The 22872-nt window shown below is 65.3% G+C and carries 27 protein-coding genes; 12 read left to right on the top strand and 15 right to left on the bottom strand.

Going from position 1 to position 22872, the window contains the following annotated elements:
- Nucleotides 1-88: 88 nt before the first annotated feature.
- The 3 genes from A3M7_RS0102500 to A3M7_RS0102510 form a co-directional block, all read right to left on the bottom strand.
- Nucleotides 89-337, bottom strand: coding sequence for a hypothetical protein (locus tag A3M7_RS0102500; protein WP_038970146.1), 249 nt, complete (start codon nt 335-337; stop codon nt 89-91).
- Between the two features lie 93 nt (nt 338-430).
- Nucleotides 431-1306, bottom strand: a complete 876-nt coding sequence (locus A3M7_RS0102505; protein ID WP_027542502.1) for a dienelactone hydrolase family protein — start codon at nt 1304-1306, stop codon at nt 431-433.
- A 26-nt stretch (nt 1307-1332) separates the two neighbouring features.
- Entirely contained in the window at nt 1333-2295 is a 963-nt protein-coding gene (locus tag A3M7_RS0102510) for an alpha/beta hydrolase (RefSeq protein WP_027542503.1), read from the bottom strand.
- A 120-nt stretch (nt 2296-2415) separates the two neighbouring features.
- On the opposite strand from A3M7_RS0102510, the gene A3M7_RS0102515 reads away from it, so the two are divergent.
- Both A3M7_RS0102515 and A3M7_RS0102520 read left to right on the top strand, forming a co-directional pair.
- Nucleotides 2416-3093, top strand: coding sequence for a nitroreductase (locus tag A3M7_RS0102515; protein WP_027542504.1), 678 nt, complete (start codon nt 2416-2418; stop codon nt 3091-3093).
- A 151-nt stretch (nt 3094-3244) separates the two neighbouring features.
- The gene (locus A3M7_RS0102520) at nt 3245-3448 is read left to right on the top strand and encodes a hypothetical protein (RefSeq protein WP_025575410.1); all 204 of its coding nucleotides are present in this window, start codon (nt 3245-3247) and stop codon (nt 3446-3448) included.
- A 49-nt stretch (nt 3449-3497) separates the two neighbouring features.
- Here the strand turns inward: A3M7_RS0102520 and A3M7_RS0102525 are convergent, their stop codons facing one another.
- The 3 genes from A3M7_RS0102525 to A3M7_RS0102535 are packed head-to-tail and all read right to left on the bottom strand — an operon-like array spanning nt 3498 to nt 6129.
- Nucleotides 3498-4622, bottom strand: a complete 1125-nt coding sequence (locus tag A3M7_RS0102525; RefSeq protein WP_027542505.1) for an HD-GYP domain-containing protein — start codon at nt 4620-4622, stop codon at nt 3498-3500.
- Between the two features lie 50 nt (nt 4623-4672).
- A complete protein-coding gene (locus A3M7_RS0102530; RefSeq protein ID WP_027542506.1) occupies nt 4673-5005 on the bottom strand; it encodes a PilZ domain-containing protein in 333 nt (110 codons plus the stop codon).
- Complete coding sequence (locus A3M7_RS0102535) at nt 5002-6129, bottom strand: DUF2336 domain-containing protein (protein ID WP_027542507.1); 1128 nt, start codon at nt 6127-6129, stop codon at nt 5002-5004. The genes A3M7_RS0102530 and A3M7_RS0102535 overlap by 4 nt, the downstream gene beginning before the upstream one ends.
- 300 nt (nt 6130-6429) lie before the next feature.
- Between A3M7_RS0102535 and A3M7_RS0102540 the strand changes: the two genes are divergently transcribed.
- Together A3M7_RS0102540 and A3M7_RS0102545 are read left to right on the top strand one after the other, a co-directional pair.
- Nucleotides 6430-7377 carry a helix-turn-helix domain-containing protein gene (locus A3M7_RS0102540; protein WP_027542508.1) on the top strand — a complete coding sequence of 316 codons (948 nt, stop codon included), beginning with the start codon at nt 6430-6432 and terminating at the stop codon, nt 7375-7377.
- Nucleotides 7378-7429: 52 nt separating this feature from the next.
- Nucleotides 7430-8020 (top strand): NADPH-dependent FMN reductase, encoded by a 591-nt coding sequence (locus A3M7_RS0102545; protein ID WP_025575402.1) that lies wholly within the window; start codon nt 7430-7432, stop codon nt 8018-8020.
- 166 nt (nt 8021-8186) lie between these two features.
- On the opposite strand, the gene A3M7_RS0102550 is transcribed toward A3M7_RS0102545, so the two are convergent.
- Both A3M7_RS0102550 and A3M7_RS0102555 read right to left on the bottom strand, forming a co-directional pair.
- Entirely contained in the window at nt 8187-10268 is a 2082-nt protein-coding gene (locus A3M7_RS0102550; protein ID WP_027542509.1) for a methyl-accepting chemotaxis protein, read from the bottom strand.
- A gap of 105 nt (nt 10269-10373) precedes the next feature.
- Nucleotides 10374-10811 carry a DUF1810 domain-containing protein gene (locus A3M7_RS0102555; protein WP_027542510.1) on the bottom strand — a complete coding sequence of 146 codons (438 nt, stop codon included), beginning with the start codon at nt 10809-10811 and terminating at the stop codon, nt 10374-10376.
- A gap of 191 nt (nt 10812-11002) precedes the next feature.
- On the opposite strand from A3M7_RS0102555, the gene A3M7_RS0102560 reads away from it, so the two are divergent.
- The 3 genes from A3M7_RS0102560 (at nt 11003) to A3M7_RS0102570 (ending at nt 13593) form a co-directional block, all read left to right on the top strand.
- Nucleotides 11003-11953 carry a DUF2778 domain-containing protein gene (locus A3M7_RS0102560; protein WP_027542511.1) on the top strand — a complete coding sequence of 317 codons (951 nt, stop codon included), beginning with the start codon at nt 11003-11005 and terminating at the stop codon, nt 11951-11953.
- A 66-nt stretch (nt 11954-12019) separates the two neighbouring features.
- Nucleotides 12020-12277, top strand: coding sequence for a hypothetical protein (locus A3M7_RS0102565; protein WP_027542512.1), 258 nt, complete (start codon nt 12020-12022; stop codon nt 12275-12277).
- Nucleotides 12278-12501: 224 nt separating this feature from the next.
- Nucleotides 12502-13593 carry a TRAP transporter substrate-binding protein gene (locus tag A3M7_RS0102570; RefSeq protein WP_027542513.1) on the top strand — a complete coding sequence of 364 codons (1092 nt, stop codon included), beginning with the start codon at nt 12502-12504 and terminating at the stop codon, nt 13591-13593.
- A gap of 169 nt (nt 13594-13762) precedes the next feature.
- On the opposite strand, the gene A3M7_RS0102575 is transcribed toward A3M7_RS0102570, so the two are convergent.
- The 6 genes from A3M7_RS0102575 to A3M7_RS0102600 form a co-directional block, all read right to left on the bottom strand.
- The gene (locus A3M7_RS0102575; RefSeq protein WP_027542514.1) at nt 13763-14545 is read right to left on the bottom strand and encodes an ABC transporter ATP-binding protein; all 783 of its coding nucleotides are present in this window, start codon (nt 14543-14545) and stop codon (nt 13763-13765) included.
- On the bottom strand, nt 14533-15588 hold the full coding sequence (locus tag A3M7_RS0102580; protein WP_027542515.1) for a dihydrodipicolinate synthase family protein: 1056 nt from the start codon (nt 15586-15588) through the stop codon (nt 14533-14535). Before A3M7_RS0102580 ends, A3M7_RS0102575 begins: the two co-directional genes overlap by 13 nt.
- A 6-nt stretch (nt 15589-15594) precedes the next feature.
- On the bottom strand, nt 15595-16416 hold the full coding sequence (locus A3M7_RS0102585; RefSeq protein WP_027542516.1) for a GNAT family N-acetyltransferase: 822 nt from the start codon (nt 16414-16416) through the stop codon (nt 15595-15597).
- The gene (locus A3M7_RS0102590; RefSeq protein ID WP_027542517.1) at nt 16403-17440 is read right to left on the bottom strand and encodes an NAD(P)-dependent oxidoreductase; all 1038 of its coding nucleotides are present in this window, start codon (nt 17438-17440) and stop codon (nt 16403-16405) included. The genes A3M7_RS0102585 and A3M7_RS0102590 overlap by 14 nt, the downstream gene beginning before the upstream one ends.
- Before the next feature lie 48 nt (nt 17441-17488).
- Nucleotides 17489-18259, bottom strand: a complete 771-nt coding sequence (locus tag A3M7_RS0102595) for an ABC transporter permease (protein ID WP_027542518.1) — start codon at nt 18257-18259, stop codon at nt 17489-17491.
- Between the two features lie 83 nt (nt 18260-18342).
- Nucleotides 18343-18990, bottom strand: a complete 648-nt coding sequence (locus A3M7_RS0102600; protein ID WP_027542519.1) for a TetR/AcrR family transcriptional regulator — start codon at nt 18988-18990, stop codon at nt 18343-18345.
- Between the two features lie 100 nt (nt 18991-19090).
- Between A3M7_RS0102600 and A3M7_RS0102605 the strand changes: the two genes are divergently transcribed.
- The 5 genes from A3M7_RS0102605 (at nt 19091) to A3M7_RS49440 (ending at nt 22555) form a co-directional block, all read left to right on the top strand.
- Nucleotides 19091-20095, top strand: coding sequence for an ABC transporter substrate-binding protein (locus A3M7_RS0102605; RefSeq protein WP_027542520.1), 1005 nt, complete (start codon nt 19091-19093; stop codon nt 20093-20095).
- 282 nt (nt 20096-20377) lie between these two features.
- Complete coding sequence (gene minC, locus A3M7_RS0102610) at nt 20378-21076, top strand: septum site-determining protein MinC (RefSeq protein WP_027542521.1); 699 nt, start codon at nt 20378-20380, stop codon at nt 21074-21076.
- A 21-nt stretch (nt 21077-21097) separates the two neighbouring features.
- Complete coding sequence (gene minD, locus A3M7_RS0102615) at nt 21098-21913, top strand: septum site-determining protein MinD (RefSeq protein ID WP_025575380.1); 816 nt, start codon at nt 21098-21100, stop codon at nt 21911-21913.
- The gene (gene minE / locus A3M7_RS0102620) at nt 21910-22191 is read left to right on the top strand and encodes a cell division topological specificity factor MinE (protein WP_025575378.1); all 282 of its coding nucleotides are present in this window, start codon (nt 21910-21912) and stop codon (nt 22189-22191) included. Before minD ends, minE begins: the two co-directional genes overlap by 4 nt.
- Nucleotides 22192-22369: 178 nt before the next feature.
- Complete coding sequence (locus A3M7_RS49440; protein WP_027542522.1) at nt 22370-22555, top strand: hypothetical protein; 186 nt, start codon at nt 22370-22372, stop codon at nt 22553-22555.
- 19 nt (nt 22556-22574) lie between these two features.
- Here A3M7_RS49440 and A3M7_RS0102630 read toward each other — a convergent pair whose 3' ends face one another.
- Entirely contained in the window at nt 22575-22820 is a 246-nt protein-coding gene (locus tag A3M7_RS0102630; protein WP_027542523.1) for a hypothetical protein, read from the bottom strand.
- Nucleotides 22821-22872: the final 52 nt, after the last annotated feature.

Raw genomic sequence — 22872 nt, forward strand, 5'->3', positions numbered from 1 at the left:
CGGCTTTGGCCGCGCAGGCGGGACGAGCCCGGGCATGAGGCGTTTGTGGAGCGATTGTTCGCTAGGGAAGCAGCGAATTCTCAGCGCCTTACGCGCCGACCTCGCACTTCTTCATGAAGCTGTTCTTGGCGGCGCCGGCCAGCGGCTTGCCGTCGGCGCTGACGGCCTTGGGCGTGCAGGCGTCGGCCTTGCACTTCTTCAGGAACGAGGTCTTGGCTGCGCCTGCGAGCGGCTTGCCGTCCTTGCCGACCGCCTTGCTCTCGCAGGTTTCTTGCGCGAAGGCCGATCCCGCTGCAAAGGTCGCGACGATCGCAGCCAGGAAAATCCGCTTCATCATGGGTGTCTCCCTAAACCAGAAATGGCGAGGGGATTGGAGCCGGGAATCGTGGCGCAATCAAGCAGGATCGGCGCCGACGCGTCTTCGCGCGGTTCATTTTTTCCAGCGGTCGAGGGTGGCAACGGCCTTGACGCGCGCGTCGTTCATCGCCGCCTGATTCCCGGGCGTCGACTGCCGCCGGGACGAGGGCTCGTCGAAACCGTGGGTTGCCCCGCGATAGGCCGTGACGTCGATCGGGCTTCCGGCCTGCCGCGAGCGGTCGGCGAATTGCTGGCAGGTCTGCGGCGAGACCTCTTCGTCGTCGGCGCCGAGAAACATCGCGATTGGAGCGGCGCTGGAGATGGTCGGCGCGACCAGTGCCTTCCGTCCGCAGCCCGGATAGAACACGAGCGCGCCGCGATAACCGGCTGTCTTGTCGCCCTGCCGGATCATCACGTTCAGTGCGGTGCTGCCGCCATTGGACCAGCCCTGGAGGAAGACCTGCCTGCCGATCACGTCGCTGCGCCCGCGCAGATAAGCGAGCGCCCCCTCGGCATCGAGCGGGCGCACGGTCAGTTCGTTGACGTCGGCACGGTCGGGATCGTCGTGGGTGAAGCGGCCGAAGCCGTGCGCCTTGCCGCGTGGGCCGAAACTGTCCGGGAGCAAGGCAAGGTAACCGTGTGCAGACCAATATTCGCCCCACATCCTGTGGCGCTTGGACAAGGTGGTGGCGTCGCAGGGCGAAGCGGTACCGGCGCCGACGGACGTGCAGCCGGAATTGTTGTTGCTGGAGTAGGGGCCGCCGCGGCCATGCAGCATGACGACGGCAGGCCAGGGGCCCGGCGTCGTTGGCTGGAACAGGTAGCCGACGAGCGCGGTGCGGTTGTCGGCGCTGCGAAAATAGACCGTCTGCGGTGCGGCGGAGACGGCCGCGACCGGCACCAGCGAGGCGACGAGGCCGATGAAGAGACGGACGAGATGAGCTGGCAAGTCGGTCGGGCCTGATCGCAACGTGATCACACGCCCCGCACGAGCAGCGCCTTGAAGTCGGCCCGCGCGCGCTGCGCCTCGGCCCTGGCGACGTCCGAGGCGTCGCCCAGGCCGAAATAGCCGTGGATCAGGCCGGGACCCTCATGATGCCTGACCCGTACGCCGGCGGCTTCGAGCGCCCGCGCGTAGGCCGCGCCCTCGTCGCGCAACGGATCGAACCAGGCGGTGGTCACGACCGCGGGTGCGACACCTGCAAGGGATGCAGCGCGCAGCGGTGAGACCCGCCAGTCCTTGGCATGGCCGGGTTCGGCGAGATAATGGCCGCAAAACCATTCCATCGTGGCGCGCGTGAGGAAATAGCCGTCGGCATTCTCCGCGCGCGAGGGATAGCGCGCGTTCTCGCGCGCATCGGCGTAAGTGCCGAGGACGTCGGTCACGGGATAGACCAGGAGCTGCGCGGCGAGCTTGATGCCGGCGTCGCGGCAGGCGATTGCGGTGGCGGCTGCGAGATTGCCGCCGGCGCTGTCGCCGGCAACGCCGAAGCGTTTTGCGACGCCGCCAAATTCCGCGACGCGGTTGAAGATGTCACTCACCGCGGCGAAGGCATCCTCGAAGGCGCCGGGAAAGCGCGTCTCCGGCGGGCGACGATAGTCGACGGAGACGACGACCGCGCCGGTCTCGATCGCAAGGTTGCGTGCCTGCCGGTCATGGGTCTCGATGTCGCCCGCGACCCAGCCGCCGCCGTGAAAAAACACCACGGTCGGCGCGGGATCGGTGCCGATCCGGTACACGCGTGCATCGAGCGGGCCGGCGCCGCCTTTGACTTTGATATCCTGCACGGTCTCGACCGGCGGCGGCGGTACGGCCGCGCGCGCGGCAGCCAGTGCGCGCAAGGAATCGCGGGCGCTCTGTGGCGTCATCGTGGCGGGATCGCGCATCGGCAGCAGCGGAATGATCTGGGCGATGACGGGATCGAGCGGTGCGGCCATTTGCGGGTCCTCACGGGATTCTTGCCAGGGTTCTTGGTCTTGCTTGCGGCTTAGCATAGATTTCGCGCGCCGCATCGGCAACGGCAATGCCGCGGGATGAACGGGCAGGGAGGTCTCGAGTTGGAATTCGAAGCGTTGGTCCAGTCGCGCCGCAGCGTGCGCGGCTTCAAGAACAAGCCGGTGAAGCGCGGGGTGATCGAAGCGATCATCGAGAGCGCCAAGCGCGCGCCGTCGTCGATGAACACCCAGCCCTGGCATGTCCACGTGCTGACAGGCCGCCCGCTGGAAGAGGTGCGCCGCCGCAACATGGAAGAGATGATCGCCGGCGCCAGGGTCAAGCGCGACATCATAAGCCATGGCGAGTACCAGGGCGTGCATCGCACGCGGCAGGTCGACATCGCCAAGAAACTGTTCGGCGCGATGGGGATCGCGCGTGACGACAAGCCGATGCGCCAGGACTGGGTGCTGCGCGGCTTCCGCCAGTTCGACGCGCCGGTCTCGCTGGTCCTGACCTATGACCGCGTGCTCGATCCCGGCGCAGTCTGCCATTTCGATCTCGGCGCGCTCTGCTACGGCATCGTGCTCGCAGCCTGGGACCGCGGCCTCGGTTCGGTGATCAACGGGCAGGGCATCATGCGCTCCGATATCGTGCGCGAGGTTGCAAGGATTCCGGAAGACGAGGTCATCATGACATGTGTCGCGATGGGGTATCCCGACGACAGTTTTGCCGCCAACGCGGTGCGCTCGGATCGCGAGCACAACGACGATTTCGTGCGTTATGTCGGCTTTGCCGACTAGCGCGAGAAGTCACTGACGTGGAGAGCTGACTGTGGCGGCGGGGGAGAGAATATTTTTTGATGCCGAGCCATTAGTGGCTCTTGCAATCTCGATCGCACGGGAGGAACAATACGCGCAGTGAAAGGTTTGTTGCTGGCGCGAGGGAATTGACATGCGGCGGCTGGCTAGCCTGGTTCGACGGTTCTTCGGTCCGCGACCGCGGTACCCGATCGATGACGATCCAAATCTTCCCTTCACATCCGATGAGTTCGGCAAGCTGATCCGCAGCGGCAGACGCGAGGACATGAAGCTGCTTGCGGAAGGACTGGCTTCCCGGTCGATTCCGTATCGCGCCAAATACCGGGCCACGCACTAAGCGCGGTTCGTAACGAGGTCCTCGCTGCGGGATCGCCCCGCCTGCGCGGTCATCGCGCGAGCGCAACCTGCTTGAACGAGGTCACGAGAGCCTTCTCCAGCTTTCCGGTCATCCCGCAAAGGATGTTGTAGGCCTCGGTGCGCGGCATTGTCGGCTTGTAGTGCCGGTGCTCGATCAGCGCGGCGAAGATGTCCGAGATCGTCAGAATGCGGACGACGTCATTGATGCTCTCGCTGCACAGCGCGTCGGGATAACCGCTCCCGTCGAGATATTCGTGGTGATGCCGCACGGCATCGAGAATCTCGGGCGATATCTTCTCGTGGCTCTTGAGAAATTCGTAGCCGGCAGCCGGATGGGTCTCGATCATGGCGCGCTCCTCGGCGTCGAGGCGGCCGGGCTTGTCCAGGATCGCAAGGGGAATCTGGGCCTTGCCGATGTCGTGGAACATGGCCGCCGAATACAGGCGCTCCAGGTCGGCTCGCCCGACGCCGAGGCTCAGCCCGAAGTCGATCGCGACGCCGGTCACCAGCAGGCAATGCTGGTAGGTTCCCTCGTGATGGCGCCGCACCGTCGTGAGCCATTCGGACAGACCGTGTTCGCTGATGCGATCGGCAATCTTGCGGCCGGCCTCTTTTGTGCCGCCGACATCAAGGGGCTCGCCGAGCGTGACGGCCGTGAACATCGATGCGATGGCGGTCGCCGCGGCTTCCACGGCGTTGTCCGGCTGCGGCGTGTCGCTCGATAAGGCCGCAGAGGCCAGTTCGGCCGGGTCAGCCAGCGCCGTCAGCAGGTTGATCTTGTTGATCGTCCCGGGAAGAACGAGCGTGGCGCCGAGCGCGTAGGCCTGCGAGATACTCACGTGAGCGGAGTGCTCGACGAGGAAGACACGTTTTGTGGCCTTCGCCAGCTTGGCGGCCCGCTTCTTGAGGGCCGCGATGTTGCAGACATCACGCAGCTCCGCGCGAATGACGTATGCGAATGGCACTTGCGACAACTTGGCTTCCGCATCGAGCCGTTCACCGGCGACGGTAAACTGCTGTTCGAGGATCGAGCAGACGCTTGCCAATTTGTCGGAGGAATCGGCCAGCACATGCACGAAGGGGCGAGCCGCTTCCGCCTTTCGGATGCCGCCGTCGCCTTTGACGGGGCTGGATATGGTTCGGGCACTCTGCACGGCGGACCGGGACTATGATGACATTGAATGAGCTTGATGAAGTCGGGAGCCTATTTGCTCGGAGTGGAGTGTGGCGCGGCAGCAGCTTTTGCGCTCGCCGGCTTCTTCTTCCCGTCTGCGGTGATGAAGTGCACGCCGGCCATGGTGCCGTCGATCCACACCAGTTCGCAGCGGCGGTAGGCGAGACCCGTCGACGACAGCAGCAGGAAGAATTCCTTGGCCTGGAGGACGTCGAGCGTGCCTTCGACCTCGATCTTGGCGCCACTCTGCGACACGTCGAGCAGGACGCAGCTGCGTCGCCAGGTGCCGTCCGAGCCCATCAGATTGACAGCCTGCTTGTGATCCATCCGTACGCGAAGCGCCTTGCGACCGTCGAACCTCATCGGTTAGCCCCCATTTTTGTGCCGCGATGTCCCGGATCGCTGGTGCTGGCACTCGCAGCAATTTCCCCCCAGCGCACTGTCCATTGGCTGGTCGACAAGAGAAGCGTGTCGAAAATCTGCTGCGCTCGTTCGCGCTCGGCAAAGGAGAGACGTGCACCGCCGCGGTTGCTGAGGATCGCGAGCGTGGTCTGCCAGTTCAGGCGCGACGCCCGGCAGGCCATGACCAGGCCCTCACAGTCGGCATCGGTCATCACGTGCTCGATGATCTCGATCGGGACGGCGGAAAGCACCGACAATGCCGTGAAGAGGTTGGCCATCTCACCGCGGATCGCGAAGCGGTTCACTGTGGAGTCGTTGAGCTTGCCGACGCGGCTGAGTGCGACGATCTCGGGCCTTGCGTTCGCATAGTCGGTCGAGCAAGGCCGCTTTGATGCGATCCGGGCGGGCATTGGGCTCGAGGCGGCGTCTTGCGCCGGCGGCACGGAGGAAGCGTTGGGCTTGGCCGGCGCATTCTCGCCGGATGGCGCAGCGAGCAACTTGCGCAAGACGACGTCGGGTGTGCCCGGCCTGAGCGCCAGCGTCTTCGTGATCTCGCCATCCGCCGCGCTCTTCTCGATGAGCCCGGCATAGGCCGCATCGGAGAACCTCGTTCCAGGGTTCTTGATCAGCGCAAGGTAGATCGCGCGGCCACCGCGCCTGAGCAGTGCCTCGGCTACGGCCGCTTCGACTTTGTCTCGGGTCGCAATCGCAAGCTGATGCTTTTCGCCGCAAGACCTCGCCACCGCTTCAAGGTCGGTTGCGGACAATGCCTGCGATTTGAGCAGGATCGGGCACGCCACCTCCGGATCGTCGTGCGAAGCGAGGTGCCGCAATGTGTCCTGCGGTGCAACATTGAATTCAGCAAGTGCCTTGCTGAGCTGGACGAGCGCACTGGAAGTGACCCTCTCAGCAAGGCGCAGGAGGATGCTGTCGACCACGTTGACGAGCTTTTCATGGGGCCCGTCGTGCCTGCTAGTGAGAAGTTGCACAATGTCGGAGAGGATACGCGCGCAGCGCTCCGGCGGGCTCGCTGCGACCGCTTCTTCCAATTCGACAAGAATATCAGCAGGCGAATTTGCCATCATGGCAGGAGCCTGAATTCAAATGACTTCAACTATTCAACGAGCTTCATTGCGCCTCATAGTTGTTAATTTGAACTTACGCACCTTAATCGCTAGGGTATCGCCACACCGTCGTCTTCACTGGAAACGCTATCGAAATTTGGCAGGACGGGAACCGTCACTTGTCCTTTGGATTGGACCCTCGCCAACTGATGGAGAGGGGATAGGATGATTCTTTCGATCTAACGGGCAACCGAAAGGGGGGAATCAGACCGGTACTGTCGCCGGATGCGCGTCGTTTCGAGACGCTGCTTTTCATTTGCCATGACCAATATTGATGATGCGCCTGGGCTGGCGCCAAAGATATTCCGTTTTGCAGACGTGGATGAGTTTCGCAACGCGATCCGCGGTCTGAATTTCGAGTTCACGCCGTTGGTGCGAACGATCGCGGCCGAGCAGATCATTTTGCAACTGCCCGGCTGCGACGTCAACGTGACGCGGTCGTTTCCGCGCGTCGTGGATGCGCAGCTCATCGCGGATTGCACGGCGGTTGGTTTTGCGATGGACGACCTTGAAGTTCCCATTCGCTTCAACGGCGCACAACGCGACCGCGCGGTCATCGTCATCGGCGGCAGCGGTGCGGCCTACAACACCATTGAGGAAGTGGAGCGGCAAATCGCCTCGGTCATCTTCCGACCAGAGGTCACGGACCGCGGCTGGCCCGAGACGCACTCCTGCTTCAAGATTTTCGAGACGAGCACGCCGGCGCTGCACTGGCTACGGAAAGTTGTCAGGGAGGTGGTGGCCGCCGCGTCCGAGCCCATCGATCCCGCCGATGTGCCGCTGAAGGCCGCGGCGATGAAGGAGTCCTTGTTCGGGGCAGTCGATGCCGCGTTCGCCGATTTGGTTCCCGCGCGATGGACGGTGCGACCGAACGACGGGCGGCAGTTCAAGACATTTCAGGAAATCCGCGCGCTGTTGTCCGGCGATCTCTCACAGCCCATCTACAGCGAGGAGATTGCGCGCAAACTCAACCTGTCCGTCCGCACCCTGCACGACGTCGTCCGCCGCTATCGCGGCATGAGCCTGCATCGCTACTTGCGCCTGCGCCGGCTGTGGCTGGTGCGCAGGCGGCTGCTCGCGGGAGCCGACAGCGTCAAGGCCGTGGCGCTGGCGTTCGGCTTCTGGCATCTGAGCGACTTCTCCAAGAGCTATCGCGACCAGTTCGGCGAGACGCCGTCGCAAACGCTGGAGCGTGGGCGAAGGGCGTAGCGAGACAATTGGAGTGGGGCCGTTCCGTCATTTTCGTGCTAGCCTGCCCGCCATGAGCAACCGCATTCTCGTCCTCTACGGTTCCTACCGTTCCGACCGCATGGGCATCCGCCTTGCGAATTTCGTCATCAATCGCCTGCGCGAGCGCGGCGAGGATGTCGAGTTCATCGACGCCAAGGCGATCGGCCTGCCGATGCTCGACCGCATGTACAAGGAATATCCCAAAGGCGCCGCGCCCGAGGCGCTGGAGAAGCTGGCCGGGCAGATCCGCGGCGCGGACGGTTTTGTCTTCGTCACCGGGGAATACAATTGGGGCATTCAGCCCGGATTGAAGAACCTCACCGACCATTTCCTCGAAGAATGGTTCTGGCGTCCGGCCGCGATCGTCAGCTATTCCGCCGGCCGCCTGTCCGGCGCGCGCGCCTCGACCGCCTGGCACGGCACGCTGTCGGAGATGGGCATGGTGGTGGTGTCGAGCACCATCGGCGTCGGCCCGATCGCGCAGACGCTGTCGGCGGACGCCGAGCCGATCGGCGAGGGCGGCAAGGCGCTGGAGCGTTCGTTCCCGCGCTTTGCCGACGACCTTGCATGGTGGATCGAGGCGGCCAAGGCGCAGCGGGCGCGCAAGGCGCCGCCTTACTGATATCCCCCACCGCGAAGACGTGCCGTAGCCCGGATGGAACCAACGGGTCGGCGCAAAGCGCCGCCCGATGACAGGCTCCGCGCAAATCCGGGATATCGTACGTCAACGGCACCGTCCCGGATTACGCTTCGCTCCATCCGGGCTACGAATCTGCGCAGCCCGGAGCCTAGGCGGCCCTGACCTCGCCGAGAAAGCGGTCGAACTGTCCCGCGAGATCGCGCGACTGGGTCGAGAGCTGCTCGGCCGCGCCCAGCACCTCCCTGGCGGCAGCTCCCGCGTCGTCGGCGGCGCGCTGCACGCCTGAAATGTTGGTGTTGACCTCCTGGGTGCCGCGGGCGGCCTCCTGGACGCTGCGGGCGATCTCCTTGGTCGCCGAGCCCTGTTCCTCGATTGCCGCGGCAATCGCGGTGCCGATCTGGTCGATCTCGGCGATGACGTCGGCGACGTTGCGGATCGCGGCCACGGTCTCGTCGCTCGCGGACTGGATTGCCGTGATCTGCTCGGAGATCTCGGTCGTGGCCTTGGCGGTCTGGCCGGCCAGCGATTTCACTTCCGACGCGACCACGGCAAAGCCGCGGCCGGCGTCGCCGGCACGGGCGGCTTCGATGGTCGCGTTCAGCGCCAAGAGATTGGTCTGCTCGGCGATGCTCTGGATCAGGGTGACGACGTCGCCGATCTTCTGCGCGCCCTCGGCGAGCGCACGTGCCGTGTCGCCGGTGCGGCGGGCATTGTCGACGGCGCGGGCCGCGATCTCGGTGCTTTGTGCGACCTGACGGCCGATCTCCGCGATCGAGGAGGTCAGCTCTTCGGTGGCGCTGGCGACCGTCTGCACGTTGGTCGAGGTCTGCTCGGAGGCGGCGGCGACGACCGCGGCCTGGCTGTTGGTCTGGGCCGCCGTCGAGGTCATCGATTGCGCCGTGCTCTCCATGGTGGAGGAGGCCCGGGACAGACCGCCGACGAGCTCGGTGATCTTGGCCTCGAAGGCGCGGGTGAGCTCGTCGAGTGCGTGGGCGCGGCGCATCTTGCCGTCGTTCTCGGCCTGCTTCTCGGCCGCGAGCCGGTCGGCCCTGATCATGTTGTCCTTGAACACCTGCACGGCCGCGGCCATCGCCCCGATCTCGTCGGAGCGCTCTGCGCCCGGGATCTCCTCGGCAACGTCGCCATCGGCCAGCCGCGACATCCGCGTGGTGAGGTCGACGATCGGCGCGCAGACGCGGCGGCGGACCGTCACGACGAGGCCGACGCTCGCGATCAGCACGGCGGCAAGGCCGAGGAGCGCGATAGTGAAGCTGGTGCGCGCGGCTGCCGAAGCGCCGGCGAGGATCTGCTCGGCATTGTCGTAGAACGCGTCGCGGACCTCGATGATGGTGCTGAGGCCGCGCTGCGTGGCGGCGTAATAGGTGTCCATGTCGTGTTCGTACTTGCCGCTGACCGCACCGTCCTTGACCAGCTTGAGCTCGCGGCCGAACTCCTCGATATAGACCGAGTTGAACTTCTCCAGCGCAGCGGCGACGTTCGCCGGAGTTGCCGGGTTGCCGCGCAATTCGAGCAGCCCCATCACGATCTGGTCGTTGCGGCCCTGCGAGCGGCTGATCTCGGCCTTCTCGGCGTCCGTCGCCGGTTTCTTGCCGCCGACGAGGTTCTTGTGCAGGCTGGAGTTGAAGCCGCCGACGTCGCGCAGCGTCATCGCGATGTTGGCGTAGCTGGCCTGCCGGTAGGCGTCGCCGTTGAGGATCGCCATGCGGCGGACCTGCTCGTTGAGCAGCGCGGTCACGGCGCCGTTGAGCACGGCGTTGTCGGCAACGATCTTCTTGGCGGCGTCCTTGCGCGCCTCCACAGGTCCCGCGAGCGCCTTGTCGATGGCTTCGCGCAGCGCGGTGAATTTCGAATTGATGCCGTCGATGTTGTTGCCGGTGGTGGCGCCGTCGTCGAACGGGCCGGGCAACTCCTTGCGCAGCGCATTCATCCGGTCGCGGGCGCCATCGGTCTGCTTGCGCAGCTTGTCCTGCTCGGCGAGCAGCGCAGGGTCGATGCTCGCCGGCCCATAGAGGATGTTGGTCGAAAAGCCGCGCTCGGGGTTGAGATAGCGCGGGATGTCGCTGGCAGCGCGGACGATCGCGAGCCGCCCCTGTGCTTCGGTGATCCGCTCCATCGTCTGGTATTTCGTCACGGCGACGTAGACGGCGAGGCCGCCGCCCACGGTCGAGAGCGAGACGATGGCGGTGGTCAGGAGCGTTCCGATTTTCATGATCTGTCCGGCAATTGGCGCGGGAGAATAATTTTGCACGGAAGATAGGCAGGCGGTGTTAATCCCGGGTTTACGCTGTTTGCTGCCGGCGAACAGTCGTGATCGCTAGGCCTTTCGATCCAGCGCAGCGAGGATCTCCAGTGTCGCGCCGTCGCGCTCGCCTGCGAAGTACCGGGCGAGCGCCTCGCCGAAAATGGGATCGTCTGACACCGCGCCGAACAGCGTCATCGAGGAGCGGAATTTGGCGTCATCAGGCGCGCCGAGGATCGCGTTGATGGTCCGTCCCTGAACGGCGAGCACGAGCCTGGTGCACTCGATCAGGCGCGGGCCAAGGACGGGGTGGGCGAGGTAGGCTTCGGCCTCCGCGCGCGAGCCGATGGCGTAGCGCTGCGCCATGGCGCTGAAGCCGAGGCCGGCAACCTGCGGGAAGACGAACCACATCCAGTGGCTCTGCTTCCGGCCCCGGGACAGCTCCCCGGTCACGGTGGGATAGACCGGGTTTTGGGCCTGAACGAACCGGTCCAGATCAAAAAGAGCGGTCATTGGATACCTTTTGGGGGCGCAACGCCGGCCGTGATTATGCCTAACTTTTGGCTCCCAATGTGGTAGCTGGTATAGAGTCTCCGGGTGGGGGTGGGTCCCCCGGGGGTCGATTTGGGGATCTGATGGTTTCCGACACCGCAAGAGCCGAGAGGCTGTTGTCGCGCCGCCGTATCGGGCGGGCCGAGACGCTATTGCTGTCTCTGGCCGCCGTTGCGCTGTCGCTCGGTGCTGCCGCCTGGGTTGCCGACATGGGCGACTCGACCCCGCTGGTTTCCGCCGCGCTGCCGCCGGCCAACGCCCCTTCGTTCGAGGACCGTTTTGCTTCCGCATCTGGCAGCCATGCCGCACGCGAACTCGGCTTGCGGACGCTGGAGCGCTCCGCCGTGAATGCGGTCCAGCTCAAGCTGCGCGATGCCAAGGCGATGCTGGCTCAGAAGCTCCAGGGCGACGACTGGCGCTCGATCCTGACCGAGGATGACCGGCCGCCGGTTGACGAGCGGCAGTCCTCGCAGCGCGCCGACGCGGTCCCGATGCCGCGTTCGCGGCCGGTGCAGGCGGACTTCTCGGCCCAGATCGCGTCCAGCCAGGCCTATGCCGACACCAGTCCCAAGGTCGACAACCGCAACTTCTTCGAAAAATTCACCGACAAGATCAAGCTGGCTTCGCTGACGCCCGACAGCGGCCTGCTCGGCAGGGCGCCGGATCTTGGCGCCCTCGGCTACGATTCGCGCACGGCGGTCTACGACATCTCGGCCAAGGCGCTTTACCTGCCGAGCGGCGTCGCGCTGGAAGCGCATTCGGGCATGGGCCCGCTGATGGACGATCCACAGCATGTCGACCAGCGCATGGTGGGCGCGACCCCGCCGGCGACCTACGATCTGAAGCCGCGTGAAAAACTGTTCCATGGCGTCCGGGCGCTCCGCCTGACTCCGACCGAGGGCACCAGCGCACTCGGCCGCGTCGGCCTTCTCACCCACAACTACATGCTCGGGCCGCGCGGCGATTCGAACGGCTGCGTCTCGATCAAGGACTATGAGCGCTTCCTCAAGGCCTACGACAACGGCGAGTTCAACCGCCTGGTCGTGGTGCCGAGCCTGAGAGGATCGGCGACCGCCTCGCAGCGCGCCAGCACCGATTCCTGATATTTGCCTGCCGCGGCGGGGCTGCCATTTCCCCTTCGTTAAGCCGTCCTCGTCCAGAAGCAGCCCATGAGTGATCCCCAGAATTCCGAGACCCCGCTGCGTACGACGTTCAAGATCAAGCTGAACGGCGACACGCTGGCGATCGCGACCGTCGGCCAGGCCTATCAATTCCTCACCAACTTCAAGTCGGTCGAGTGGATGGAATTCCGCTCGCTTCATGAGGAAGCCATCGCGGCCCTGGAAGGCGCCGCCGGCAACGCCATGCTCGCGGTGCAGGCGACCAACGCCGTGCGGGTGCTGTTCGTCAGCGCCAAGCTGCTTTAAGGCGGCACTTCGTAGCCCGGATGGAGCGAAGCGCAATCCGGGACAGACCAAACCACACCGTACGACCTTCCGTGTGGCACGAACCCCGGATTACGCTGCGCTCCATCCGGGCTACAGGCCTTCCGCTCCCAGCTTGAACTCGGCGACGGGAACGGGCAAACGGTCCGCGAAGACCGTGGCCCAAATCATCCATTTGAAGCCTTGCTTTAGGGAGAGACCCCATCATGAAACGCCGTACATTCCTCAAGGGTGGCGCGGTCGCCGGCGCGGCGACGCTGGTTGCTGCACCTGCGATTGCGCAAGGCGCGCCCGAGATCAAATGGCGCCTGACCTCGAGCTTCCCGAAATCGCTCGACACCATCTACGGCACGGCGCAGACCTTCGCGAAATTCGTCGCCGAGGCCACCGACAACAAATTCCAGATCCAGACCTTTGCGGCCGGCGAGCTCGTCCCCGGTTTGCAGGCGCTCGACGCCGTCAGCGCGGCGTCCGTCGAGATGGCGCAGACGCCGCTCTATTTCTACATCGGCAAGGAGCCGGCGCTGGCTTATGCCACCGGCGCGCCGTTCGGCATGAACCATCGCCATCAGGAGTCCTGGTGGCATTTCGGCGGCGGCGCTGATCTTGCCAACGAGGCGCTGAAGCCGTTCAAGGCGCATGCGATCCTCTGCGGCAATTCCGGCACCCAGATGGGCGGCTGGTTCCGCAAGGAGATCAAGACCGTCGACGATCTCAAGGGCCTCAAATTCCGCATTGCCGGCATGGGCGGTCATGTGCTGGCGCGCCTCGGCATCGTGCCGCAGCAGCTCGCCGGCGGTGACGTATATTCGGCACTAGAGAAGGGCTCGATCGACGCCGCCGAGTTCGTCGGTCCCTATGACGACGAGAAGCTCGGCTTCCAGAAGGTCGCCAAATACTATTACTTTCCGGGCTGGTGGGAAGGCGGCGCCATGCTGCACATGATCGTCAATGACGAGAAGTGGGCAAGCTTGCCGAAACAGTATCAGGCCATCGTCAACCAGGCCGCCTCGGCGGCCGGCGCCTGGATGCTCGAGAAGTACGACAGCGTGAATCCGGCGGCGCTGAAGCGGCTGATCGCCAACGGCGCCGAGCTGAAGGCGTTCCCGCAGCCGGTGCTGGAGGCTTGCTACAACGCGACCCAGGACCATCTGAACGAGCTCGCCGCCAAGAGCGACCTGTTCAAGCGGACCAAGGAGAGCCACGACGCGTATATGAAGGAGCTGCTGTTCTACACGCAGATCGCGGAGAACTTCTACGACAACTATTTGCTCAGCAAGATGCGCAACAAGACCTGAGTGTGGGAAGAGGGCGCGGCGCTTACGCCGCGCCCTGGAAACTGTACCGTCATTCCGGGGCGCGCCTCTTGGCGCGAACCCGGAATCCATTTCACCGCGTGTAGTGCCGCCCGATGGATTCCGGGCTCGCGACTTCGTCGCGCCCCGGAATGACGGCGGAGCGAGCGGTCTACGCCGCGCCCAGGCCCAGCTTCGCGTAGATGCGCCGTGCATAGGTGCCGAACGCATCCGTGGTCTTGAGCGGAAGGTCGCGCGGGAAGGGCAGGTCGATGGCAAAGTAATCGGCCATCTTCGCCGGGCCTGCGGTCAGCACGGCGCAATGCGAGGACAGGAACACCGCTTCCTGGATCGAATGCGTGACGAAGATGATGGTCTTGCCGCTCTCGCGCCAGATCCGCAGCATTTCCAGGTTCATCTGCTCGCGCGTCAAGGCGTCCAGCGCGCCGAACGGCTCGTCCATCAGGATCAGTTTGGGATCGTGGATGAAGGCCCGCGCGATCGCGGTGCGCTGCTGCATGCCGCCGGAGAGCTGCTGCGGATATTTCTGCTCGTAGCCGGCAAGCCCGACCAGATTGAGCAGGTCGCGCGCCCGCTCCCGCGCAGCTTTCATCGGCAAGCCCACGATCTCGGCCGGCAGCAGCACGTTGTCCAGAATGGTGCGCCATTTCAGCAGCAGCGCCTGCTGAAACACCATGCCGATGTCGCGGGTCGGGTCGAACGGGCTTGTGGCATTACCGATCTTCACGGTGCCGCCGTCGGCGCCATGCAGGCCGGCCAGAATCTTCATCACCGTGGTCTTGCCGCAGCCGGACGGGCCGACCAGCGAGACGAGCTCACCTTCCTGCACGTCCATCGTGACGTCGGAGACGGCGAGAAACTCCGCGCCGCCGCTGCGGTAGACTTTCCTGACGCCGCGCAGGCTGATGAAGGGCTCTTCCGTCATGCCAGCCATCTGTCGAGGTTGGCGGCCACGAAGGCATCGTCGCTGAGGTCGGCGTGCTCGCGGCAGACGCGGTCGATCTCTTCCTTCTGGCCGGGGCTCAGGCCCTCGGCCGGATCGAGGCACCACAGCCCCTGCATCAGGCCCTGACGCCGCAAGATCTCATGGCAGCCGGCAATGCAGCCGTGAAAGTTGTTGGCGACGTCGAAGAAGGCGCTGTTGCAATCGGTGACGCGGGCATCGAGCGCGAGCAGATCCGCTGGCACGCTGTCCTTGTGTCGCGCTGCCTTGCAGCGCTCGAACTGCTTGATCGCGCTCGCCGTCCACACCGACCAGTGGCCGAGCAGGCCGCCCTTGAAGTAGGTCCGCGTGGTGACGCCGTTGTCGCGGAGGTCGAACGGCAGCATCAAGTCCAGCAGGATGTGATCGTCATTGCCGGTGTAGAGCGCGACGCGGTCGAGCGCACTCGCCGCCGCGACGCCGCGCAGGACGTCGAGCGTGCGGTAGCGGTTGAATGGCGCGATCTTGATCGCGATGACGTTGTCGATCGAGGCAAAGCGCTGCCAGAACCGGCTCGACAGGATGACGCCACCCACCGCCGGCTGGAGGTAGAAGCCGACCAGCGGGACCTCGGCGGCGACCGCCGCGCAATGCGCAATGATCTCGTCCTCGGAGGCGCTCTTCATCGCGGCCAGGCTGAGCAGGCCGGCGTGATAGCCGATGTCGCGGGCCGTGCGCGCCTCGGCGGTTGCCTGCCGGGTTGAACCGGCAAGTCCCGCGACCATCGCCAGCGGACGCCTGGTCCAGCTCGCGGCGGTCTCGGCGGCGAGCTCCAGCACGGGACGGTAGAGGCCGACGTCGCGGATCGCGAATTGCGTCGTGTGCACGCCGACCGCAAGGCCGCCGGCGCCGGCGTCGATATAGTAGCGCGTCAGCGCGCGCTGATGCTTCTCGTCGAGCTTTCGCTCGGCGGTGAGCGCGAGAGGGTGCGCCGGCAGCACGGTGCCGTCGGCGATCAGCTTGCGGATGTCGCTGTTGATCTGGCTGTGGTGCATGATGTCCTATCCAAATTCGGGGCCGGCGACGGCGAACGGCATTTCCTCGCTGGTAGCGGTGGCGGGGCCGAAGCGCATGCGCTGGAACGGCCGTTCGACGGTCCAGCCGGATGCGGTCAATCCTTCCAGGAACGCGCCTTGTGACGCGACGGCATCGATCAGCAGAGGGGCGGTCTCGGATCGGGCGATCGCACCAACCAGAGCCAATGCTTCCGCGGCGTCATTCGCAAACAACGGGCCGATATGGCGGGCGGTTCTGCCGTCGCGAACCAGCGCGATGGCGCCGTTCGCGGAGACGATGCGCGAGCCGGAGCGTTGTGCGAAGGCGGAGAGGAGGGCGCTCCGGTCGAAGCCGGTGGCCCGCCGGTCCCGCGCGCGAAGCGCCTCGATGGTCGCGGAAGAAGGTCGCGGCGCTTCGGCTCGCGCGGGTTTCGCCAGCTTCAGCCGGCGCAATTGCAGTGTCGGCGTGAAGCCGAGCGGCCCGTAGACGGCAACACCGTCGGGCGTTGCGTCAAGCCAGCTCGTCAGGCCGTTCTTGCACGCAGTTTCCAGGCAGGCATCGACGAGGCGCGTTGCGAGGCCGCGGCGGCGATGCGTCGCCGTCACCAGCACCATGCTGATCCAGGCGTTGTTGCCGGAATAGGGCAGCAGCGCTGCGGTTGCGACCAGGCGCATGCCGTCGCGGATGCCGAACACGACGCCGTCGCGCAGGAAGATGCGCCAGTCCTCTTCGGTCTGGTTCCAGTGCGCTTCGACCGACAGAACGAGCCCGGCGATCGCGTCGTCGGCGCCGAGCTTGAGGATGGGCGGGGTGTCAGTAGCGGCCATCGCGCACCTCGTATTTGGTGGGCTTGCCGAGGCTTGGCATGGCGCGGGATACCCAGTCGGCGGTCCAGGCGATCAACTGCTCGGTGTCGACGACCGGCAGGCCGAACAGCCCGACCGCCTGCGAGGTATCGGTGAGCCACGCCGTCGGCTCCTCCTTGCCGGTCAGCACCGGTGTGCGGCCGAAGCGGGCGCCGAATTTCGCCGCGAGATCGCGCACCGCCAGGATCTCGTGGCCGCTGACATTGATCGGCGAGGTCGGCGCCGTGCAATGGGCGAGGCAGCGCAGCGCCTGCGCGGACGCATCGCCCTGCCAGATGAAGTTGACATGGCCAAGGCTGACGTCGATCGGCGTGCCGGTGAGGACCTTGGTGGCGATGTCGTGCAGCACGCCGTAGCGCATGTCGATCGCGTAATTGAGCCGGAACAGCCGGCCGGGCGTTCCAGATTTGCGCGAGAAATATTCGAACATGCGCTCGCGGCCGACGCAGGACTGGGCGTATTCGCCGGGCGGGTTCGGCGCCATGTCCTCGGTCGCGCCTTTGCCGTCGACCGGCACGAAGGGATAGACGCAGCCGGTCGAAAACGCGACGATCCGCGACGACGGGAAGGCCTGGGCGACCAGCGCCGGCACATGCGCGTTCATCGCCCAGGTCAGCGACAGATCGCCCTCGGCGCCGAACTTGCGGCCGGCCATGAAGACGATGTTGGGCGCCTTCGGCAGCGCCTTGATCGCGGCCTCGTCGAGCAGGTCGCAATTGATCGTCTCGACGCCGCGCCCATGCAGCCAATCCTTGACGCCCGCCTCGCTGAAGCGCGCCACGCCGATGACGCGGCGATCGGGTGCGGCCGCTCTGGCGAGCCCCGCCAGCGTCGGGCCCATCTTGCCGGCGACGCCGAGGATCATGATGTCGCCCTCGACCTTGGCGAGGTCGTCGATCAGTGCCTGGGTCGGCCGGCACAGGAGATCGTCGAGGGCTGCGATATCCGGAATGGTCTTCGGCAGCGTCTGGCGGGTGAGGAGCATCGGTCGGTCCTTGGTCAGTCAGGTTTGCCGTTTTCAAGTCTGCCGTCGTCAGGTCTGTCTTGCATCGCCGACCACGAACATGCGTTCGAGGGCGAGTACGAGGCCGTAGAGGGCAACGCCGAGCAGCGTCAGCAGCACGACGGCCATCACCATCGCGGGCGTGTCGAGCGACGACTGCACCTGGATCATGAGGTAGCCGAGCCCGCGCTCGGAGGCGATGAACTCGCCGACGATGGCGCCGGCGACCGCCAGGATGGCGCCGACCTTCATGCCGGAGAACACGTAAGGCAGCGATCCCGGCAGCTGGATCTTGCGGAACAGCGTCCAGCGCGAGCCGCGCAGCGATTTGACGAGATCGAGCAGATCCGGCTCGACCTCGCGCAGGCCGCGGGCGGTGGTGAGCAGGATCGGGAAGAAGCAGATGCTGAAGGCGATCAGGATGTTCGGCACGATGCCGTAGGAGAACCAGACGATCAGAAGCGGGCCGAGCGCGACCTTCGGGATCATGTTCAGCGTCACGAACAGCGGCAGCAGCACGAGGCTCACCAGCGGCGCCCAGCTGAAGATCACCGCGAGGGTGACGCCGACGAGTGCGCCGAGCGCGAAGCCGCCGAGGATCTCGATCGCCGTCACCAGCGTATTGGCGCCCCAGGCATAGCTCGCGGTTCCCAGCGTCTGCACGGTTGCAAGCGGAGACGGCAGGATGAATTTCGGCACGTGGAAGGCATCGACCGCGACCTGCCACAGCACGAGCACGGCGAGGTGCACGATCAGGATGATCGCAAAGTTGCGGGCCGGGCCTGCTCCGTCACCTGCCACCTTTTGCTCCCCGTTGCTCGCGGCCTCTCCGCCACGACGGCAAGCCTAACCGTCCCCGGGGCAAGTTTCAACCAGTTGGTTGATTAGGGGCGGAGCGACTGGAGCACCAGGTCGACGACATGCCTGCGGCGGGCGCGGCGCTGGGCGCGGCTCGACAGGTCCTTGCCGAAGATCGCCGACAGCGTCGGCGTGTTGGAGAAGAAGAAATAGCTAAGGCCCGCAATGGAGATGTAGAGCTGGACAGGGTCGATCCCTTTGCGGAAGAGTCCGCTACGCACGCCCTCCTGGAGGATGTGGGAGACGCTCTTCACCAGCGGGGAATGCATCGCCTCCAGCCGCGTGGAACCGCGGACATGGCGGGCGCCGCCGCGGTTCTCGTCGTTCAGAAGCACGATGAAATCAGGGTGTGCCGCAAGGTGATCGAACGAGGCTTCGATCAGCCGGCGGATCGCCTTGTCGGGCGGCAGGCCCTCCAGATTGAGCCTGCGCTCCTGCTCGCGGATGTCCTCATAGACCCATTCGAGCACGGCGAGGTAGAGCGCGTCCTTGTCGCCGAAGTAGTGGTAGACGAGCTGCTTGTTGACGCCGGCGCGCTCGGCGATCTCGTCGACGCGGGCGCCCGCAAGGCCGTGCCGGGCGAACTCCAGGCGCGCCGCGGTGAGCAGCTTCTTGCGGGTGGCGACGGGGTCGCGCCGCTGCGGCACGGTGTCGCCAGATCGTTTTGCGGGCATTTCCAACCAAACAGTTGACAAGTGGAGGGCGGACTTGTTGCATTGGTATCCTCACAAGGGGAGAGCGACAAGCCGGGTCGCGGCATTGAGGAGACATGCGATGAAGCGTTTGCAGGCGGCGGTTGTGACCCTGATGCTCGGTTTGCCGGGCGTGCCCGCGAACGCGGGCGAGGCGGTCAACATGATCCTGAACTGGACGCCGACGGCCGACCATTCGCCCTATTATTACGCGAAGGCGCAAGGCTGGTACGAGAAGGCCGGCATCGACCTCACCATCGAGACCGGCAAGGGCTCCGGCGTCTCCGCCGCCAAGGTCGGCTCCGGCGGCTCGCCGTTCGGCGTCGCCGATCTCGCCACCATGCTGGTGGCCAAGAGTAAGGGCGCCGACACCGTCGCGGTGATGAGCGTCTACGCCAACACCGGCCAGACCTTCTACTGGCTGAAGAGCTACGGCGTGAACGGCGTCAAGGATTTCGCCGGCCACAAGATCGGCAATCCGCCCGGCGACGCCTCGCGCGTGATGTGGCCGGCCTTCGCCAAGGCCGCAGGGCTTGCGCCCGATGCGGTCGGCTTCGTCAATGTCGGGCCGACTGCGAAGATCGCAGCGCTGAAGAGCCACACCGTGGATATCATCAGCGACTTCTACAACGAGCACGATCTCAAGGTGATCGAGTTCGGACCCGATCTCGGCTACGTCAACTGGAAGGACATCGGCCTCAACCCCTACGGCAATTCGCTGATCGTCAATGGCGCCTATCTGCAGAAGAACCCGAAGCTGGTCGAGGAGTTCGTGCGCGTCACGCAGAAGGCCTTCGCGGCCTGCGTCGCCGACGTCACCCCGTGCCTGAAGGCGCTGCTCGACCAGGTCTCCGGCCTCGACAAGGAGAACCAGGAGCGCCAGTGGGAGCGCATCAAGTTCCTGATGACGGACGAGTTCACGACGACGAAGAGCCTCGGCTGGATCGACGGCGAGCGCATGAAGAAGGATTACGAGCTGGTCCAGACCTATCTCGGTATGGAGAAGCCGTTCGACGTGACGACGGCGTTCACGACCAGGATGCTGGATCCCGCCATCAAGATGGATGCGAGCAAGGTGAAGAAGTAGGGGGGCTTTGTCGTCCTGGCGAAAGCCAGGACCCATTACCCCAAGACGTCGTTTGGCGAAGACTTGTCGTTCGGTACTCCCACCGTCCGCAATCGATAGATTCCGCGGTATGGGTCCTGGCCTTCGCCAGGACGACACTGGAGGTTGAGGCGGCTGTCTCGCGTCCATGCCCACGGGCAAACCCAGGCCACCCCTCACGTGACCCAACGGAGAAATTAACCGGCCGTTAACCATATCCGCCGCATCGTTAACCATTCAATAACAGGGAACGAGTCGGCCGCCATGGAGGCTGCAGCAAAAGTCCAACGCCAAATGGTGCGCCTGCGCGGGCGCTCCTACGTGGCCTTCGTGTTCGTGCCGACGGTTCCGATCCAGGACTGGCTCCAGGAGATCGACACCACCATCGCGCGTTCGCCGGGCTTCTTCGCCGGCCGGCCCGTGGTGATCGACCTGTCCTCGGTCGATCTCAGCCAGTCCGGCATCAATCATCTGCTCACCAGCCTTCAGGATCGCAACATCCGCGTGCTCGGGATCGAGGGCGTGGAGGAGGGCCGGCTGACCCCCACGATGCCGCCGCTACTCTCGGGCGGGCGCAGCTGCGTGGTCGAGCCGAGCGCGCCGAAAAAGGCCGAAGCGAAGGCCGAGGCCAAGCCAACCTCGCTGCTGCTCGAGGCCCCGGTGCGCTCGGGCCAGACCGTGATCTTCCCCGAAGGCGACGTCACCATCCTCGGCTCGGTCGGCTCCGGCGCCGAGGTCGTCGCCGGCGGCTCCATCCACATCTATGGCGCGCTGCGCGGCCGCGCCATGGCGGGTGTCAACGGGCACACGAGCGCGCGCATCTACTGCCAGAAAATCGAGGCTGAACTGCTTGCAATCGACGGGTTTTACCAGACTGCGGACGACATCGACGCCGCCTTGCGCGGCAAGCCGGCGCAGGCCTGGCTGCAGGGGAATACCATGCGAATTACAGCGCTGAACTGACCAGCAAAGGAGACATTTCAGATGAGTAAGGTACTGGTCGTGACATCAGGCAAGGGCGGCGTCGGCAAGACGACGACGACCGCCGCGCTGGGGGCTGCGCTCGCGCAGCGCGGCGACAAGGTCGTCGTCGTCGATTTCGACGTCGGCCTGCGCAACCTCGATCTCGTGATGGGCGCCGAACGCCGCGTGGTGTTCGACCTCATCAACGTGGTGCAGGGCGTGGCAAAGCTGCCGCAGGCGCTGATCCGCGACAAGCGGCTGGAGAATCTGTGGCTGCTGCCGGCCTCGCAAACCCGCGACAAGGACGCGCTAACGGAAGAGGGCGTGGGCAAGGTCATCGACGATCTGCGCGGCCGTTTCGACTGGGTGATCTGCGACAGCCCGGCCGGCATCGAGCGCGGCGCCTCCATGGCGATGCGCTTTGCCGACGAGGCCGTGATCGTCACCAATCCGGAAGTCTCCTCGGTGCGCGATTCCGACCGCATCATCGGCATGCTCGATTCCAAGACGGTGCGGGCCGAGAAGGGCGAGCGGGTCGAGAAGCACATTCTCATCACCCGCTATGATGCCTCCCGCGCGGCGCGCGGCGAGATGCTGACCATCGACGACATCCTCGAGATCCTTGCCACGCCCTTGCTCGGCATCATTCCCGAGAGCCAGGATGTGTTGAAGGCGTCCAACGTCGGCACGCCGGTGACTCTGTCGAACGCGGACGGCGCGCCGGCGCGGGCCTATATGGACGCCGCCAAGCGCCTCTGCGGCGAGAACGTCACGATGCACGTTCCCGCCGAGCGCAGAGGTCTGATGGATCGTCTGCTGCGACGGAGGGCTGCATGAGCATGGGTCTGCTTCGACTTCTCCGCGGCAAGAAGGCCTCGGCACCCGTCGCACGCGAACGGTTGCAGATCCTGCTTGCCCATGAACGCGGAATGCGCGGCCAGCCCGATCTGCTCGGTGTGCTGCGTGAGGAAATCCTCGCTGTCGTGTCCAGGCACGTCACGCTGGATCCGACCAAGGTCATCGTCCGGCTCGAGCGCGGCGACGAGGTGTCGACCCTGGAGGTCGATATCGAGGTGCCCAACGATTTCGAGCGCAAGCGCGTGGCGGTCGCGTAGGGGACGCGGCCGACGATTTCAGGTTTTGGGGTGGGTGAGAAGGCGGTCCGCCGGGCATGGCGGGCCGCCTTTTGTCGTCGCTGTGGGTGATCGGAACGAGACCTGCGACTTGATCGTTGTAGGAAATCCGCGGATCCACCACGCGTGCAGCGCGGTTTCATCAAATGGGAGAGCGCCCATGATGTCGGAGCTCCAAATCCACACCATCGCGCGCCAGATGGTCGAGCGGCACGGCTTCGCTGCGATTGCGAAGGCCGCCGAGCAGGCCCAGGCCTGCGAGGGCCGCGGCGAGGCCGATGAGGCCAAGGAGTGGCGTCACATCGAGGATGCCATGAAGATCATGCGTGGGCCGCACCACAGCTGATCGCCGGACGCGAAACGTCTCAGCGGTCCTCGTGCTCGGTTCCCTGCGACGGGGACCGTTGGGTTTGCGGCTGACTGCGATCGCCGGTCTCCTTGCAGGGAAGCTGTTCCCAGGTACCATCCGGTGCCTGCTGATACGCGCTGCAGGTCGAGGAGGGCGATTTGCCCTCGGCTTTCTGGGTGTCTGAATTCTTCGCCAGCACGGGGACGGTCAGCGCCGTGACGGCCGCGAGCGTGCCGGCGAAGACGACATGGATCTTCCGCATGAGGGGGTCCTGTTCGAATTCGAAGAGGCCCGCATGCTGGCGAGGATTGTGA

It is taken from the genome of Bradyrhizobium sp. WSM2254, from assembly GCF_000472645.1.
Taxonomy (GTDB): domain Bacteria; phylum Pseudomonadota; class Alphaproteobacteria; order Rhizobiales; family Xanthobacteraceae; genus Bradyrhizobium; species Bradyrhizobium niftali.

Bases quoted from the DNA above. Each gene is read 5' to 3' on its own strand.
- A3M7_RS0102540 (WP_027542508.1), top strand. From the start codon at position 6,430: ATGACCAATATTGATGATGCGCCTGGGCTGGCGCCAAAGATATTCCGT.
- minE (WP_025575378.1), top strand. From the start codon at position 21,910: ATGAGCATGGGTCTGCTTCGACTTCTCCGCGGCAAGAAGGCCTCGGCA.
- A3M7_RS49440 (WP_027542522.1), top strand. From the start codon at position 22,370: ATGATGTCGGAGCTCCAAATCCACACCATCGCGCGCCAGATGGTCGAG.
- A3M7_RS0102530 (WP_027542506.1), bottom strand. From the start codon at position 5,005: ATGAGGTTCGACGGTCGCAAGGCGCTTCGCGTACGGATGGATCACAAG.
- A3M7_RS0102545 (WP_025575402.1), top strand. From the start codon at position 7,430: ATGAGCAACCGCATTCTCGTCCTCTACGGTTCCTACCGTTCCGACCGC.
- A3M7_RS0102580 (WP_027542515.1), bottom strand. From the start codon at position 15,588: ATGCACCACAGCCAGATCAACAGCGACATCCGCAAGCTGATCGCCGAC.
- A3M7_RS0102565 (WP_027542512.1), top strand. From the start codon at position 12,020: ATGAGTGATCCCCAGAATTCCGAGACCCCGCTGCGTACGACGTTCAAG.
- A3M7_RS0102575 (WP_027542514.1), bottom strand. From the start codon at position 14,545: ATGGCTGGCATGACGGAAGAGCCCTTCATCAGCCTGCGCGGCGTCAGG.
- A3M7_RS0102600 (WP_027542519.1), bottom strand. From the start codon at position 18,990: ATGCCCGCAAAACGATCTGGCGACACCGTGCCGCAGCGGCGCGACCCC.
- A3M7_RS0102555 (WP_027542510.1), bottom strand. From the start codon at position 10,811: ATGACCGCTCTTTTTGATCTGGACCGGTTCGTTCAGGCCCAAAACCCG.
- A3M7_RS0102550 (WP_027542509.1), bottom strand. From the start codon at position 10,268: ATGAAAATCGGAACGCTCCTGACCACCGCCATCGTCTCGCTCTCGACC.
- A3M7_RS0102500 (WP_038970146.1), bottom strand. From the start codon at position 337: ATGATGAAGCGGATTTTCCTGGCTGCGATCGTCGCGACCTTTGCAGCG.
- A3M7_RS0102535 (WP_027542507.1), bottom strand. From the start codon at position 6,129: ATGATGGCAAATTCGCCTGCTGATATTCTTGTCGAATTGGAAGAAGCG.
- A3M7_RS0102605 (WP_027542520.1), top strand. From the start codon at position 19,091: ATGAAGCGTTTGCAGGCGGCGGTTGTGACCCTGATGCTCGGTTTGCCG.
- A3M7_RS0102520 (WP_025575410.1), top strand. From the start codon at position 3,245: ATGCGGCGGCTGGCTAGCCTGGTTCGACGGTTCTTCGGTCCGCGACCG.
- minC (WP_027542521.1), top strand. From the start codon at position 20,378: ATGGAGGCTGCAGCAAAAGTCCAACGCCAAATGGTGCGCCTGCGCGGG.
- A3M7_RS0102630 (WP_027542523.1), bottom strand. From the start codon at position 22,820: ATGCGGAAGATCCATGTCGTCTTCGCCGGCACGCTCGCGGCCGTCACG.
- A3M7_RS0102590 (WP_027542517.1), bottom strand. From the start codon at position 17,440: ATGCTCCTCACCCGCCAGACGCTGCCGAAGACCATTCCGGATATCGCA.
- minD (WP_025575380.1), top strand. From the start codon at position 21,098: ATGAGTAAGGTACTGGTCGTGACATCAGGCAAGGGCGGCGTCGGCAAG.
- A3M7_RS0102585 (WP_027542516.1), bottom strand. From the start codon at position 16,416: ATGGCCGCTACTGACACCCCGCCCATCCTCAAGCTCGGCGCCGACGAC.
- A3M7_RS0102510 (WP_027542503.1), bottom strand. From the start codon at position 2,295: ATGGCCGCACCGCTCGATCCCGTCATCGCCCAGATCATTCCGCTGCTG.
- A3M7_RS0102570 (WP_027542513.1), top strand. From the start codon at position 12,502: ATGAAACGCCGTACATTCCTCAAGGGTGGCGCGGTCGCCGGCGCGGCG.